Raw genomic sequence first — 16115 nt, 5'->3', positions numbered from 1 at the left:
CAAGTATGGTCTCCTCCAACCCACCCATCAAAAAAATAGAAGTATGTGTGGCAGAGGCATACCACCGTGATGCAGGAAGAGGTATTGCCAGGCTTAACAAGGACCTGATGGAAAAGGTTGGAGCCATCAGTGGAGATATAATATCTATTCAGGGTAAGCGTAAAACCTATGCCGTTGTATGGCCCGGCTACCTTGATGATGCAGGTAAAACCATCATAAGGATTGATGGTAACCTGCGTAATAATGCAGGTATAGGTATCGATGATAAAGTCACGATCAAAAAGGTTGAAGCAAAGGATGCCCAGAGGGTTACTCTTGCTACAAACCAGACCATACATTCCAAAAATTACTCACGTTATATTCACCGTATTCTGGAAGGCAGACCACTGGACCGTGGACAAAAGATACGTGTGGAGACAGTCAACACACCGATGACATTTGTAGTAACCGCTACCCAGCCAACCGGCCCTGTGATTGTTACCCGCAATACCAGACTGATGTTGAAGGAAAAACCTGCAGAACAGCTACCAGGAGATGAACAGGTTTCCTATGAGGATATCGGGGGACTGAAAAGGGAAATCGGCTTGATGCGGGAGATGATCGAACTGCCCCTGCGACATCCTGAACTATTCCAGAAACTCGGGATCGATCCTCCGGCAGGTATGATGCTTTATGGACCTCCCGGTACCGGCAAAACCATGATTGCAAAAGCTGTTGCAAGTGAAACCGAAGCCAATTTCCTTTCCATAAGTGGCCCTGAGATCGTTTCTAAATATTACGGTGAAAGCGAACAAAAACTCAGGGAAATTTTCGATGAGGCTGAAAAGGAAGCACCCTCCATTATTTTCATTGATGAAATCGATTCCATAGCTCCTAAAAGGGATGAGGTCAGGGGCGAAGTGGAAAGACGCGTGGTTGCCCAGTTGCTTTCCCTCATGGACGGCCTGAAATCACGTGGAAAAGTTATAGTAATAGCTGCGACCAACCGACCCAACTCCATTGACCAGGCCCTGCGAAGGGGAGGACGGTTTGACCGGGAAATTGAGATTGGGATCCCGGATAGGGAAGGGCGGCTGCAGGTACTTTATGTACATACAAGAGGTATGCCCCTTTCTAACAATGTTAATCTCGAAAGGATAGCAGATACAACATACGGTTTTGTCGGAGCAGATCTTTCCTCACTCTGCAAAGAAGCTGCCATGCATGCACTGCGCAGACTCATGCCCCGGCTGAAAATTGAAGATGAAATCCCTCCGGAAATCATGGATGAACTCACAGTCAATGCTATTGACTTTGAAGAAGCACGCAAAAATGTTGAACCCTCCGCGATGCGGGAAGTTTTCCTTGAAATGGCAGATACCCTCTGGGATGATATCGGGGGAATGGAAAAAGTCAAACAAGATCTCATAGAAGCTGTGGAATGGCCCCTTAAATATCCGGAACTGTTCGAAATAACTGCCACCCGCCCTCCCCTGGGAATTATGCTTTACGGGCCACCGGGCACAGGTAAGACCCTGCTGGCACGGGCAGCAGCCGGGGAAAGTAATGCCAATTTCATAAGCATAAAGGGACCGGAATTATTAAGCAGATATGTCGGGGATTCCGAAAAAGCGGTCCGAGAAACGTTTCGCAAAGCACGGCAGGCATCTCCTTCAATCATTTTTTTCGATGAAATCGATTCGATTGCACCCAAAAGACAGGATAACTTTGGCGGGGAAGGGGCCGAGAGGGTAATTAGCCAGATTCTTACCGAGATCGATGGCATAGAGGAGTTGAAGGATATTGTCATAATTGCCGCCACCAACCGCCCTGAGATGGTGGATCCGGCACTGCTCAGACCGGGCCGTTTTGACAGGCTCATACATGTAGATCTGCCTGATTCAGCCGGCAGGGAAGCAATTCTTGGCATCCACCTGAGGGGCAAGCCCCTGTCAGAAGATGTGAATATACATGAGCTGGCCGGACTTACGGATGGTTATTCCGGGGCTGATATAGAGGCTATTTGCAGGGAAGCTTCAATGCTTTCAATCAGGGAAAATGTCCGGCCTGCCATGAAGCGGGAGGATGTAAAAAGGTTAGCCCACTCAATTCGCATCAACAATCAACACTTCAGGACGGCGATTGAAAATTTCAAAAATGCAAAGGCCGGTTATGAACGTGAATTACCACTTGGCTAAAGCCCAGGCAGCTTCCTGCTTCATACCTTTTCCCAACCGAAACAGGTCCACAGGCTCCACCCGTAGTTCCTACGGTGGTACATAAAGATACGGAAAACGGAGATTAAAGTAAGGTAGTACAAAACTACTTTAAATTGTAAACCATTTTTTATTCTGTACTATTTATAAGGGGAGGTAACATGTTGAGACAGAGATTTATAATGGATACCACCGGGCTTACCGATATTCAGGCCCGCCAGTCACTGGGACAGGACACCATCTGCGCAGGTATGAAAGAAATTCTGGACCTGATAGCAGATGCCCGGCTGCATCTGCAGATCAGCTGCTATGTCCCCTTCCCTTCCGTTTATAATGAACTTCAGGAATTTGCCAATAACAATAACTGTGACCCTGAAGTCGTGGCAAAGATCGATACCTGGCTTGTCAAGAAAACCCCTGACAGGTATGAGGTACAGATTCCCTCCCGTATTTTTCACGAATACGTATCCTACATGAGGGAGAGAATCAACAAAGGCATGAATGTGGCAGAAGAAGCAATCCGTGAGGCTTCCCGTGAGTGTCTTATCCAGAATTCACAGGCAAAAAGCAAACATATGGTGGAGAAGGATATCGATCGCGAAGTAGTGGGTTCCGTTGTGAACAAATTCCGCAACAAATACCGCTCAGCCCTGCGTTACGGAATACTGGACAGTGCACCTGATATCGATGTGCTACTGCTGGCAAAAGAGCTTGATGCAGCTGTAGTTGCCAAGGACTACGGGATCCAGAAATGGGCCGAACAACTGGGCGTGAGGTTTGTTCCCGCCGAAACATTTCCCCGGATGTTGCAGGAATATCTCAGGCATACATCCCGTTAAGCACCTGCCACAAAAGCAAACAATGCCATGAACATAGCCAGTTTGAAGCGTTTTGAGGAGAGGGCGGGGTCATTTTTCAACACTGCATAAACAGCCGCGATAAAAAGCAGGTCAGCAATACCCACCAGAGGAAGGTAATATTCACCCAGCATGGAATTCAGGTAAGGGTAGGGGCTGGAAGCGATACCTATCAGGGCAAGGGCCGAAGCTACAAAACCTGCCTGTTTTTTCCCGATGAGAATGGGGAGAGTAGTTGCTCCTGCTTCCATATCTCCCTCCATATCCTCGATATCCTTCACAATTTCACGTGCAATTGTCGCCAGGGTTGCAAGCAGGAATAATACCGAAAGGACATACAATCCTTCTATCCCAAATATAGCGGCACCGAAAAGGAAAGTAGAACCTGTCAGGTAACCCACCGCAACGTTGCCAAAAAAGGGAGTCGTCTTAAGATTACGGGCATACAGGACAAGCAGGAGAGAATTGAAAAGAGCTATTAAAGCACAGACCAGATTAATAAACCAGGCAATGGCGATTCCGATTATGAAAAGGAATGCAGCAAAGAAAAACGCCTGTTTCTTACTTACCTTCCCAGAAGGAATTGGCCTGTCAGGCCTGTTTATCGTATCAATACCCACATCAAAATAATCATTGATGGTATTGCCGGCCCCGGTTACAAGTATTACTACAATCCCCACACCCCCTGCCTCAAAAAATGGAAAGGCCTGAAGGGTTTGTTCAAAAATCATTCTAAAGGCGATTAACACACCAATCACTGCGGCAAAGGCTGCCATTGCACAATTGGCAATACGCATTAATTGGAAATAAGCGTGCATTAAACCGGCCCGCCTTTATGCTCTTCCTGCTTCAAGCATGCGATCAAGGGCTTTTTTGGCCTGCACTGTGACCTTTTCCTCTACCCTGATCTCATATTCTTCATTTTCCAGACAATCCAGAACAGATGCAGGGTCGATGGTTTTCATATCCGGACAGATCGCATATTCGGAGCAGGGGTAAAAGTGCTTATCCGGATTTTCCTTGCGCAGACGATGGAGAAGACCGTTTTCCGTAGCTATAATGAATTCTTTTGAATCCGAAGAGGAGCAATATCTTGTCATTCCTGTAGTGCTTAAAATGTGATCTGCTTTTTCAAGCACCTCACGCCTGCATTCCGGATGGGCCAGAATATCGGCGTCTGCATGGGATATTTGAGATGAATCCACATCTGATTCAAGCATATGGTTGTGGGTCGGACAGTAGCCATCCCAGAAAATTATTTCTTTGTCAGTGTTCCTGGCCACATGGTCTCCCAGGTTTTTGTCAGGAATGAACAGTACTTTCGCACAATCCAGTGAGTTGACAACTTTGACAGCATTGGCGGATGTGCAGCATACATCACTTTCTGCTTTCACCTCTGCACTACTGTTTACATAGGACACAACCATCGCATCGGGATGTTGTTTTTTGGCTTTTCTTACCTCATCTGCAGTAGCCATTGCCGCCATTGGGCAGCGTGCAAACCTGTCCGGAATGAGAACTTTCTTTTGGGGGCTCAGGATAGCAGCGCTTTGCGCCATGAAATCCACGCCACAAAAAACAATAATATCAGCGGGCTGCTCAACTGCCTGACGGCTCAGGCCAAGTGAATCACCTACAAAATCAGCTAAATCCTGTACATCGCCACGGCAGTAATTGTGGGCAAGGATCACCGCATTTTTTTCTTTTTTCAAGACATTAATCCTGTCTATTATAGCCTGCTTATCCTGCATATTACCACTGCAATCCCGGGATAATGAATTCCGGGCGAATACATAGATTATATAACATATAAGTTTATGCGATTTCAGGTTCCCACATTGAAGGATTGGGTCAGCTTCTTCAAGGTAGAAATTACGGAAAGAGGAGCCAGATAACTTGTTTTTGGATTTGTGGGAGAAGGCACATTTTCCACCCTGGAGGTGAATCTTCCAAACTCACCTTCTACTGCGATCTCATGGATATTTCTTGTCAGGGCAGGGTTGACCACTATCCTGACCCTGGTATTATCAAATCCAATCCCTGCAAGGCTGAGAGTAGCAGCCACATTCACATTTGCAGGGAATGCCTGTACCGCCTCAGTTGCAGAGCCTTCAAAAAGAACAGTTCTGCCGGTTATGGAATCAATATCGATATTATTTTCAAGGACATAGGGGGCTCCCCTCAATCCCCCGGGGGGTTTTTCGGTTGTCAGGGTGACTGAATGCAGAGCAGCTGCAGAAGCCGAAATCAAGCCATCTATTCCGCAGATGGCACCAGAGGGAACGTAAATCCGGCAATTTTTTTCACGGGCTATGTTTTCGGTCATTTCAAGAAGTTGTGTGTCAGCAAAAGCCCCGACACTTACTACCATGACATCACATTTGGCATGTAACGCCGTGGGAACCACTTCATAAACCGCCTGCTGGGAAGCACATTCTACCACCAGATCTACCTCCCTGACCATTTCAACAATTTCCATGATCTCTGGATCAAAATTTTCCAGTGAACTTTTCACCCTGTTCAGGGATTGCTCATGGCGGTCATATATAGCATAGAGTTGTGCTTCAATCTGGCCATTATCAATAGCCTTGCAGATTTCTCCACCAATGGCACCACAACCGAAAACTCCTATTTTAAGCATTAATGAGACTCCTTTATGTTCTAGAGGGCCAGCACATAAAAGTATTATCATTACAAAGCATATTAAAACTCCCCGGACATAAAGTAAAACTGGTGAAAAGGATGCTGAGAGGACAGATAGAGAGTTTCATCCGGGAAGATCTGGGTTATTATGATATCTCATGCCAGATGGTGCCGGACACGATTGCAGAAGCAGTGATTTTTGCAAAGCAGGATTGTGTGGTTGCCGGTGTGGAGGTTGCAGAGGCCATATTTGATTATTTTGATATCGAATATACAAGAAAGGTTGCAGAGGGAGAAAGGATACAGAATAACGATGTGTTCTTTGAACTTAAAGGGAGAACTGTATCCCTACTGCGTGCTGAGAGATTGACCTTGAACTTCCTGGGACACCTGAGCGGTATTGCGACCCTTACAAGAAATTGCGTGGAAGTGGCACATGAATGTTCTGATGCAGTTGTGGCTGCAACCCGTAAAACAACCCCGGGAATCCGGGAGTTCGAAAAAATGGCTGTAATCGCGGGCGGTGGGGACCCCCACAGGTTCAATCTCTCCGATTCCATAATGATAAAGGACAACCACAGGAATATAATGGGTCTGGAAAATGCGATCCTCAAAGCAAAAGAAATGGCAAGCTTTACCCAAAAAGTAGAAGCTGAAGTTGAATCCGCACCCGATGCAATCCTGGCTGCAAGGATGGGAGTGGACATCGTTATGCTGGACAATATGTCCCCTTCAGAAATTATATCAACCCTGGAGAATTTACGTCACGAGGGATTAAGGAATAAGGTAATAGTAGAGGTATCGGGAGGGATAAACGCCGAAAACCTTGCAGAATACGCAAAAACAGGAATTGATGTAATCTCTATGGGCTCCCTGATCCATAAAGCACAATGGGTCGATCTGAGTATGGAGATGAAAGACTCTTTTATGTCATAAACTTTATATTGGTTTCCAGTAGTGTATTTAGGCAGTATTTAGATAACAAGTTATGAAAAAAATCGTGGCGAGGGGAACATGGAATTCAAAAAAATGATCGTATGCCTGCTCTTGATAGCAGCCTTGTCCTCAATGGTATTTGCAGGATCTGCCTCTGCAAAAAGTATTCTTTATGAAGGCACCATTGATGCAGGAGATGGGTACCAGATAAATAATTATGTCATAGATGTAGGCGATGTGTTCCCTTCAAATGACTATGCATCTTTTTATGTATATGAAAAGGACACTGAGGTGATGGACAAGGGGCTGGATATTAACAGCAGTTTTACCTTTGAAATTGAAAATGAAGATGTGGAAGTAACGTTGATAGACACCATTGATGCTCTTGTACCCCGTGCCGAAATAGCCATTACAATTACCGATGAGGACATTGTCAATACAAAGGGAGTTGTCGATGGTGGTCATGAAAAGGCGGAATTTTCCGGTACACCCATTATTGAAATTACCAAAAGTGTAAGTTCAAATACCATACAAGCAGGTGATTCAGTAACAGTTACTGTCAGCGCAGAAAACAAAGGGGATGACGATGCAACTGACCTCAGGTTTTCCAACAACCTCCCCGAGAAATTCATCCTGGAGGAAACTTTCGTAAGCCAATCCGGAAAGATGTCTCTGGACGTTGGGGAGTCACAACAAATTTTTGTCTATCGCATCAAATCAACAGAGCCCGGCACATTTACACTCAAACCCACTACTGCAACCTTTTCTAACAATGCGGGAGTCGATTTCCCACAGACAAGTTCCAATACTCCCACAATCACAGTAGAAGGCGAACCTGCAGCCATGGCAGATGTGGAAGTCTCGGCAGATCTCCAGGAAGCTGTTATACCCAGGGGAGAAAGTACTGAAGTAACATTACTCATAAGAAATAACGGTGAAGGGGATGCTGAAGCTGTTTCAGTGGATATACAGCTTCCTGACGGACTTGAATATGAAAGTGGGGACAGTGAGATAGAGATTATCAGTGATACACCCACAATATACCTGCAAACCCTGGGAGTGCAACAGCAAAAGGAATTCACTTTCAACGTCAAAGCAGAAGAAACGGGAAGTTATCCTGTGACAGCCTCCTATTCCTACATAAGTGCTGAAGACCCTGAAGCAGAAGAAATAAACAGTGAAACAACAACAAATGCACTGGAAGTCACAAAAGGCAAATACGATGTGATCTTCGAACAGCCGCTATATGTATATATCGTGCCTGTAGTCATCATTCTCGGGGCAGCAGCATGGATATATTACCGCCGCCAACAATACCGCTTTTAAATATTATCTGGAGGAATTAATTGCTCAACATACTTATGGTCGGAAACGGACAGTGTGGCAACCGTATTCTGGACTCTATAAACAGGCAGGCATTCGGCTCCAAAAGTCGGTTTGCTAAATTCTACTCAAAACAACAGTATAAAAGTAACGTGGAAACCCTTGCCATAAATACTGCCGTAAACGACCTCAAGGAAATGAAATATACCAAAGCAAAGGATCGAATCCATATACCTCACCTGCACGGAGTTGGTGCAAACAGAAATGTGGGAAGGAAAGTTTTTGATGAAAATAAATCCCAGATTATGCGCAATCTCGATGAGAGAGGCAGTTTCGATATTGCTTTTGTTATAACTTCTGCCTCCGGGGGTACAGGGTCATCCTTTACTCCTTCCCTGATTCGGGAATTGAAAGAACAAAATGATTATCCGGTATATGCAGTCGTTATCCTGCCTTTCAGGGAAGAAGGGACATTGTACCTGCAAAATGCCGCATTTGCTCTCAAAGACATAAGGGAAAGTGGAGTTGACGGGATAATCCTTGCAGATAACCAGTACCTCAAACAGATGGGCGGAGATGTGGAAACTGCATATGATTCCATAAATGAGATGATTGCAAAAAGGCTGATCTTCCTGCTGGATTCCCTGGACAGCGAGATGATGATGGTCACCGATCTCGGTGATTTCAAGACTGTTATGAGTGGAGGAGCCGGGATTGCTACTATTGGTTACTACGAAGCAGACGGGGAGGTACCTATCAGAACAGCCATACAAAAGGCGATATCTCCCAGCGGATTACTGTTTAATACCAATGTTTACGAGGAAGCAAGCAGGTCCATGATGATCATCAAGGGTGACAAGAGTTACCTGAGTATCGATGAAATCTCTACGGAAGTTGAGAAACTTTCTGATTCAGTAGGCCATGTTTTCAAAGGAATAATTGTCCGCAAAGGTGAATATCCCCGGGTACTGTCTGTCCTTACCCTTGAATCCGCTTCCGAACTGGAAGAACTTTATCATCTTGCAGTCGATGCTATCAATACCGAAAAAGAGAAAAAGGAAAGAGTCCAGGAAGATAAGGAAGTCGATAAGGCATTCTCCCAGATCGAAGGCCTGGAACCGCATTACTGAAATGATGTGCAATGTTTCCAGGGAAGGACATGCCACAAACAGACAATATCATCGAAATCCGTGGATTGGAAAAGGTCTATGGTGATGGGGTCGAGGTAAAGGCGCTTGATGGACTGGACCTTGATGTGAAAAAAGGTGAATTCCTTTCAATAGTTGGCCCTTCCGGTTCCGGCAAAAGTACCTTGTTACACATGATAGGTATTCTGGACACACCCACAAAAGGCACTATCCTGATTGACGGTCAGGATGTCACCAGCATGGATGACCAGCAACGATCCAGTGCACGAAACAAATTGCTTGGCTTTATATTCCAGTACCATCATCTTTTACCCGACTTCACCGCACTGGAAAACGTTATGATGCCTCTTTTGATAGCCGGCAGGAAAAAGGATGACGCTACCAGAGAAGCTGAAAAACTGCTCAATGAAGTTGGATTGGAAGACCGTCTCCACCATTTTCCGGGCCAGCTTTCAGGAGGGCAAAACCAGCGTGTTGCCGTGGCAAGAGCACTTGTAAACCACCCAAAGATCGTCATCGGGGACGAACCTACCGGGAATCTGGACAGCCATTCCAGTGACAAGGTCTATGAGCTTTTAAGGAAGCTGAATAGGGAATTTGACCAGACATTCATTCTGGTGACCCATGATGAAAACATGGCCCGCAAAACCGACAGAATCGTCAGGATCGTAGATGGCAAAATTACTGAATAAGGGAATAGCATGGAATACAGAGAAGGAAAGATAGGAAGGGTATTTGTCCTCAGGGTAGATGACGGTGAAGATATAATAGAGAGCATAACGGCCCTGGCAGAAGAAAAAACTATAGAAAAGGCATTCCTTTTCATGCTGGGAGCATGCAGGACCTCAAATCTGGTCACCGGCCCACTCAAAGATATGATCCCTCCAGAACCCATGTGGAATTCATTTGTGGACCCGCACGAAATAATCGGTATTGGCAACATAATGCTTGAGAATAAAAAACCCGTAGTTCATCTCCATACCGGTCTGGGCAGGGATGGAAAAGCCAGTATTGGATGCATGCGAAAACACAATGAAGCCTTCATGGTAACGGAAATTCTTCTTCTTGAAATTGACGGAATGGATGCTTTACGCAAATTTGACAGTACAAGAGGATTTGCCCCAATCAATTTCGCGAAAAAAGAGGATTAAATACATATCTGCTTTAGCCTATTGAGCGCGTGGGATTTACACTCTATTTCGGCCGATATGTCATTTTCCAGATCTCTCATGAATTTATCAAAAGATAATTTTAATTTATAGTAACGGCGAGGCCTACCTCGATCCTTTGATACCTTCTGATCCCAGGACTCAACTATACCTTTTTTGCAGAGAGGTTTCATGGCAACACTTACTTCTGGCTGTCTCAAGCCGGTGAGATTTTCAATCTGGCTTGATGTAAGCGAATCGCCATCAATAAGGCAGGTCATAGCTAGAGCTTCTATGCGGGAGAGGTACAGGTTTTGAAGTAGGTCTGCAATCTCCCTTTTGCTGGAATCAAGCTTTATGAAAGCAGCATCATTCATAAAGGGAGAAAGATGGCTCCATTAATATATATTTTATGAATACATTATAGGAAGATACGTACAAAACATTAGCAACACGAATTTCAGGGACAAGAATATTATATATACAGTAATTTCCTATTCAGTAAACAAAGTCCAAGGCGGAATTATCATGAGTTACAGGGCAGAAGAAGCAGGATACCGGATAGAAAAGATTCATGCAAGAGAGATATTGGACTCCAGGGGAAATCCCACAGTGGAGGTTGATGTGTTCACACCAAAGGGTTTTGGCAGGGCCAGTGTCCCTTCAGGAGCTTCCACAGGAACAAACGAAGCCATTGAGATGCGGGATAAGGAGGATGAACGCTACAATGGTAAAGGTGTCCTCGATGCCGTGGACAATGTCAATACAACAATAGCCGGAGAACTGACTGGTTATGATGTGCGCAGCCAGAGGGAGATCGATGGATTAATGATAGCCCTTGACGGAACCGACAACAAGATTACTTTCGGTGCAAATGCCATCCTGGGTGTTTCAATGGCTGTTGCCAATGCAGCTGCAGATTCGCTCAATATGCCCCTGTACAGGTATCTTGGAGGATCGAATTCCTTTGCACTCCCCGTTCCCACAATGAACGTCCTTAACGGGGGCAAGCATGCAGGCAATGGTCTTGCAATCCAGGAATTCATGATCCAGCCCAAAGGTACTGATACTTATTCAAATGCCCTGCAGATGGGAAGCGAGACCTATAGTGCCCTGGGGAAGGTCCTGGAAGACAAATATGGTGCTTCTGCAACCAATGTGGGATATGAGGGAGGATATGCTCCACCCATTGACCAGACAGTGGATGCCCTGGATGCCCTGGTAAGTGGCATAGAAGAAGCGGGATATACCGAGTCCGAGGTAACCATCGGGATGGACGCCGCTGCCTCTGAGTTTTTCGATGGGGAGAACTACAATATCGACGGGACCACCATGACCGGAGCAGAACTTACCGATTTCTACGTCGACCTGATTGACACATACCCTATAGTAATGATTGAAGATCCCTTCCACGAGGAAGCCTTTGAGGATTTCGCAAACCTCACCAATGAAGCCTGGGAGACCATCATTGTGGGAGATGACCTGTTTGTCACAAATGTTTCAAGGCTTGCCAAAGGTATCGAGATGGAAGCCGCAAATGCCCTGCTGCTCAAGGTAAACCAGATAGGTACTCTTTCTGAGTCTTTCGATGCTGCAAGCATGGCATTCCGCAGCGGCTATAATGTAGTGGTAAGCCACAGGTCTGCAGAAACCGAGGATGCAATGATTGCAGATATTTCAGTGGCAATCGGAGCGGATCTCATCAAGACCGGAGCTCCTGCCAGAGGGGAAAGAACTGCCAAGTACAACCAGCTTCTGCGTATTGAAGAAAATCTGGGAGATGCTGCACGTTATGTGCAGCTCTGAAACTTTATGTTCGAATTCAGGATTGCCCGCAGGCATATCGCTTCAAAACAGCGCAATACATTCTTTTCCATTCTTGCTGTAGCCCTTGCTGTAGTGGTTATTGTAGTCCTGATGTCCCTTATGACCGGGTTTACCGATGAACTGATAGAAAAGACAGTGGAAAACTCTCCTCATATAGTGGTGTATCCTGCAGAGGAAAGGGATGCAGGCATACACCTTTATGATTATTATAAATCTGTAATAGAAAGCACACCCGCAGTTATTGCTTCTTCTGCATACCTTGAAAAACAGGCCGTTATTACATATCGGGATAATTCCGCAGGGATCAACATATTCGGAGTGGATCCACCTGATGAAGACAATGTGATGCACATTAAACCCGATATCGTGGAGGGGACTTATGAAGACCTTGCCAGAAGTGGCAAAGGTATCCTTATCGGGGATGACCTGGCCAATGATCTGGAAGCAAGACCTGGTGAATGGGTACAGATAACCTCCCCTCAGGCCGGCGACCTATCCCTGAAAGTTATCGGGATCTTTGACAGCGGTACTGGTCGGGACAAAAGTGTTGCCTATGCAAGACTGGAAACCCTGCAGGATTTTTATGATGAGAAGGGAACAATCACTGCAATATCCATGCGTGTCACAGATCCATATAATGCAGAAGTAATCGCTTCGGAAATTGAAAAAGAAACAGGCCTAAGAGCTGATAGCTGGATTGAGATCAACAGTCAACTTCTGGAGTTACTCAATACCCAGAAGGTGTTTGTGTGGCTTTACTATATCCTGATCTATATAACCGCAGGATTTGGTATCGCCAATACACTGATCAATATTGTCATGGACAAGAAAAGTGAGATCGGAATGCTCATGGCAATGGGCACTTCCAGAAAAAGCATCACTAAAATATTCCTGATAGAATCCACAATCCTGGGAGCTTTCGGCCTGCTGCTGGGTCTTGTACTGGGATATTTTACAGCTGTGGCAATTGGGTCCTACGAAATAGAATTACCTGCCGAAATGTATCTGGGACTTACACGTATGCCCATGAAAATTGAGGCAATGAATTTCCTTTATGCCGCCATCTTTGCTTTTATAATAAATATGATCGCCGGAGTGTATCCGGCAAGAAAAGCATCAAAACTGGATCCCGTAGAAGCCATAGAAAGTATATGATTCAGAAATCAAGAAGAGAACTCTGGTTACCGTTTTCAGGAATCTTTTCCTTTTCAGGTTCCCTTATTTCGGCATTCATCTGACACCCATTGTCGGCAGGTTTGGTTTTTGAAAAATCAAAAAGCCCTTTTTGTCTGGAATCATGATCCAGGGTTGCTATATTCACCCCGAATACCGAAAGGATACGTTCCACCGGCGGGAGGAGCTGTTTCTGGATATAGTAATCAACATCCAGGGCTATGTTGTGCTGCCTGACATACTCAGGGTCTTCCGCACGATTTACAAAAAGGTCCTTGCCCGCAACTATCACAAAGGGGATTCTCTCTCCGATGGAAGGACGCATGCCGGTGCGCTGTTCTATCTTCTCCACAACGGTGAGATGAGGTTGTTTGTTCTTGTAACTTGAAGGGCTCTTGGAAAAGGTCTTTGTCAGTACCAGATCATCAATAATATCAGAATCCCGGGTGACGTCCAGATTGCGCACCCTGTCCACAGTGGTTTTCACATGTTCCACTGCCTTTTCGACATTACCTTCTTTCAGTACATATTCCAGTACCCGGTTTAACATATTGGATGTCAGCTCACACCAGTCACGCCTGACGGTTTCCAGACCCTTAACCTTGATCTTATCCTTCCAGCCGTCTCCCGCAGGTTCAAACAGCCATTGAGCATAGCGTTTCTTTGCTACAAGCAGGACACGCCTGGCGGTGGCTTCGAACTCAAGTTCCATGGGATCCGGCAGGGATGCGGTTACCAGGGAAGCAACTTTGCTGCCCACCCGGGCAGATTCCTCCAAAGTAAGGTCATCAGGAGATATTTCCCTGTTGTCTTTATCCATACAGTGCACAAAAACACTGTCCGTATCCCCGTAAACAATGGAAAGGTTAACTTGTTTATCATCAGGTCTAATCTCGCCTGCTTCATCCCTGAAATAGACTTCGTCATTCCTGAGAATCACACCGCCTATCTGGCTGCAGACAATCTCCTCTGTGCGGGCGATGTTTTCCCTGCCAATACTTGTTACTGAGCCGGCCATTCCCAGACTGTACAGACGTGCCCGGGCATAACCGGAATAACCATAAAAACTGTTGAGCAGGATTTTCAGAGCAAGCTGGGTGGCATCAAGAACACGGTGTTGGTTTTCATCACTGGTCTTTTTCATTATTTGCTTGGTTTCACTGCGCCTTCTCAAAAGGTCCTCGAGTACCGAGGGTACGATGCCTTTGTATAGACGGGGTTTGACAAATTTATCCCCGGTAGGAGAGATTATAAGATCATCTGCTTCCAGATTGGTGTTTTCCACAACGGTAGTATAGCAGAGATTGTGGGCCATTATAATGGTGGGATAAAGCGACTTATAATCCAGCACAAGAACGTTTTCATGTAACCCCTTATGAGGCTCAAGGACTGCTCCTCCTTTAAGGTTCTCATTCATCTTCCGTCTTTGCTGGGAAGTGTGTTCATCGGGTTTGGATGACATGACCCTGTTCTGCTTGCCATATTCACTCAGGAGCAACTGTTCGACCATATTGGTCTGGCCACCGCTTATAACATCCTGAAGCAGAGTGCCGCTGACCTGGGATACCGCTATATGTTTATCGAGTAATTTTAGTTGCAGAAGCAGTTCAAGGGCAAGCTCGGAGTCACGTCTGGCATAATTGATAAATTCGTAGAGTTTGGCACCGTCATCTTCCCAGTATTCTTCCATGTCCTGAGGGGAAACATCCAGTTTTTCCTTGTCGAGCAATTCATGGGAGACATTCCTGAGTGTATAACGTTTCAGGCTGAATTCCTGCCTGATCAGGGGCAAAACATCGACAACGGCCCTGCCGGGGATATCAACCAGGGTGCGAGTGCCTATTTTCCTGTAACCCAGGCTCCTGCCGTCCCTACCTACATCGGATTTAATCCTGTGGCCATTTGTGTTGAGAATGGATACGCGATCGGTTATATATGGAATATCAAAATCATTGCTGTTGTAGCCGGTCACTACGTCGGGATCGTATTCCCTGAATATCTCAAAAAACCTGGATAGCATGGAAGCTTCATCCTGACATGCTTCCACATCCCCGTCAAGCCCCTCCGCAGGTTTGGCTATCAGGACTATGGTTTCTTTACCCTGATAGGCCGGTGCAAAGGAGATACTGATCATTATAACCGGAGAGGTTTCAGGAGTGGGCATATTGCCGTCCACTGGCAAACACTCTATGTCAAAAGCCAGGTTTCGCAGAGGTGCAGGTTCCTTTCTTTCAAATTCTTCCACATTCTCACTGCTGCAGGTTATATTGCAGAGGGGGAGGTCCTGCAGGGAACCCTGAGGGGTTATCCGCATCCAACCCATCCCATGCAGGTTCCTATCAATTAGAAAGCGGTTCCTGAATAGGATGTCTGCCTCATAGATCTCTTTTACAGCAGGCATGGCGGCTATATCATCCCTGATCTCCGGCACGTTACCCGGATCATGGGTGATTATCTTTAACATATGGGTGGCTGTGGTCTGGTAGCCTACCGGTTCAAACCTCTCAACCTCTTCTATGGCTTTCACCTGCTCGAACTTTTGTTTGATAGCAGATGCAACCTGTTCCAGATCTGCATTACAGTTGACATAAAAATAAGGTTCGAAACCAGGTACCTGACAGCATATACTTTTACCTTCTGAGGAACGCCCAAACAGGCGTATTACAGGAGAGTTGTCCTGTCTGAAGTAGTCGGCATCTATGAGCTGGAATTCTAGCTGATCAGGTAGGTTTGTGGCCATGGTTTTCACTGTGAAAAGGTGATTGATTATGGGTATGCAGTATGAGTTTTCTTATTTATAACTTAAACCCTGTGACATATCTATAAAAAGTAAAGTGTTTGGAATTCATACCAAACAATCGCTGG

General features: G+C 45.7%; 14 protein-coding genes. 9 read left to right on the top strand and 5 right to left on the bottom strand.

Going from position 1 to position 16115, the window contains the following annotated elements; all coding sequences use genetic code 11:
• Positions 1–5: 5 nt before the first annotated feature.
• Complete coding sequence (locus BHR79_RS03805; RefSeq protein ID WP_083433023.1) at positions 6–2177, top strand: CDC48 family AAA ATPase; 2172 nt, start codon at positions 6–8, stop codon at positions 2175–2177.
• A gap of 179 nt (positions 2178–2356) precedes the next feature.
• Entirely contained in the window at positions 2357–3034 is a 678-nt protein-coding gene (locus tag BHR79_RS03800) for an RNA ligase partner protein (protein WP_072561138.1), read from the top strand.
• Here the strand turns inward: BHR79_RS03800 and BHR79_RS03795 are convergent.
• The 3 genes from BHR79_RS03795 to BHR79_RS03785 all read right to left on the bottom strand — a co-directional run bounded on the left by BHR79_RS03795 (position 3031) and on the right by BHR79_RS03785 (position 5693).
• Positions 3031–3870 carry a geranylgeranylglycerol-phosphate geranylgeranyltransferase gene (locus tag BHR79_RS03795; RefSeq protein ID WP_072561137.1) on the bottom strand — a complete coding sequence of 280 codons (840 nt, stop codon included), beginning with the start codon at positions 3868–3870 and terminating at the stop codon, positions 3031–3033. The genes BHR79_RS03800 and BHR79_RS03795 overlap by 4 nt on opposite strands.
• Before the next feature lie 15 nt (positions 3871–3885).
• The gene (gene nadA, locus BHR79_RS03790; RefSeq protein ID WP_072561136.1) at positions 3886–4803 is read right to left on the bottom strand and encodes a quinolinate synthase NadA; all 918 of its coding nucleotides are present in this window, start codon (positions 4801–4803) and stop codon (positions 3886–3888) included.
• 74 nt (positions 4804–4877) lie between these two features.
• Entirely contained in the window at positions 4878–5693 is an 816-nt protein-coding gene (locus BHR79_RS03785; protein WP_072561135.1) for an aspartate dehydrogenase, read from the bottom strand.
• Between the two features lie 101 nt (positions 5694–5794).
• Between BHR79_RS03785 and nadC the strand changes: the two genes are divergently transcribed.
• The 5 genes from nadC to BHR79_RS03760 all read left to right on the top strand — a co-directional run bounded on the left by nadC (position 5795) and on the right by BHR79_RS03760 (position 10253).
• Positions 5795–6631, top strand: a complete 837-nt coding sequence (nadC, locus tag BHR79_RS03780) for a carboxylating nicotinate-nucleotide diphosphorylase (RefSeq protein ID WP_072561134.1) — start codon at positions 5795–5797, stop codon at positions 6629–6631.
• A gap of 78 nt (positions 6632–6709) precedes the next feature.
• Positions 6710–7957 (top strand): COG1361 S-layer family protein, encoded by a 1248-nt coding sequence (locus BHR79_RS03775; protein WP_072561133.1) that lies wholly within the window; start codon positions 6710–6712, stop codon positions 7955–7957.
• 20 nt (positions 7958–7977) lie between these two features.
• Positions 7978–9084, top strand: coding sequence for an FtsZ/tubulin family protein (locus BHR79_RS03770; RefSeq protein WP_072561132.1), 1107 nt, complete (start codon positions 7978–7980; stop codon positions 9082–9084).
• Positions 9085–9113: 29 nt separating this feature from the next.
• Complete coding sequence (locus tag BHR79_RS03765) at positions 9114–9794, top strand: ABC transporter ATP-binding protein (RefSeq protein WP_072561131.1); 681 nt, start codon at positions 9114–9116, stop codon at positions 9792–9794.
• Positions 9795–9803: 9 nt separating this feature from the next.
• A complete protein-coding gene (locus BHR79_RS03760; RefSeq protein ID WP_072561130.1) occupies positions 9804–10253 on the top strand; it encodes a PPC domain-containing DNA-binding protein in 450 nt (149 codons plus the stop codon).
• Here BHR79_RS03760 and BHR79_RS03755 read toward each other — a convergent pair.
• A complete protein-coding gene (locus BHR79_RS03755; protein WP_072561129.1) occupies positions 10250–10627 on the bottom strand; it encodes a hypothetical protein in 378 nt (125 codons plus the stop codon). The two genes, BHR79_RS03760 and BHR79_RS03755, sit on opposite strands and share 4 nt — an antisense overlap.
• A 151-nt stretch (positions 10628–10778) precedes the next feature.
• Between BHR79_RS03755 and eno the strand changes: the two genes are divergently transcribed.
• Together eno and BHR79_RS03745 are read left to right on the top strand one after the other, a co-directional pair.
• Positions 10779–12056: a phosphopyruvate hydratase gene (gene eno, locus BHR79_RS03750; RefSeq protein WP_072561128.1), complete on the top strand. Its 1278-nt coding sequence runs from the start codon at positions 10779–10781 to the stop codon at positions 12054–12056.
• Positions 12057–12062: 6 nt separating this feature from the next.
• Positions 12063–13232, top strand: coding sequence for an ABC transporter permease (locus tag BHR79_RS03745; RefSeq protein ID WP_072561127.1), 1170 nt, complete (start codon positions 12063–12065; stop codon positions 13230–13232).
• A 1-nt stretch (position 13233) separates the two neighbouring features.
• Here the strand turns inward: BHR79_RS03745 and BHR79_RS03740 are convergent, their stop codons facing one another.
• On the bottom strand, positions 13234–15990 hold the full coding sequence (locus BHR79_RS03740; protein ID WP_072561126.1) for a DNA-directed DNA polymerase: 2757 nt from the start codon (positions 15988–15990) through the stop codon (positions 13234–13236).
• Positions 15991–16115 lie beyond the last annotated feature (125 nt).

It is taken from the genome of Methanohalophilus halophilus (assembly GCF_001889405.1).
Classification (GTDB): Archaea; Halobacteriota; Methanosarcinia; order Methanosarcinales; family Methanosarcinaceae; genus Methanohalophilus; species Methanohalophilus halophilus.
The sequence above is the reverse complement of the archived record's forward strand: the minus strand, read 5'-3'. Positions and strand labels throughout refer to the sequence as shown.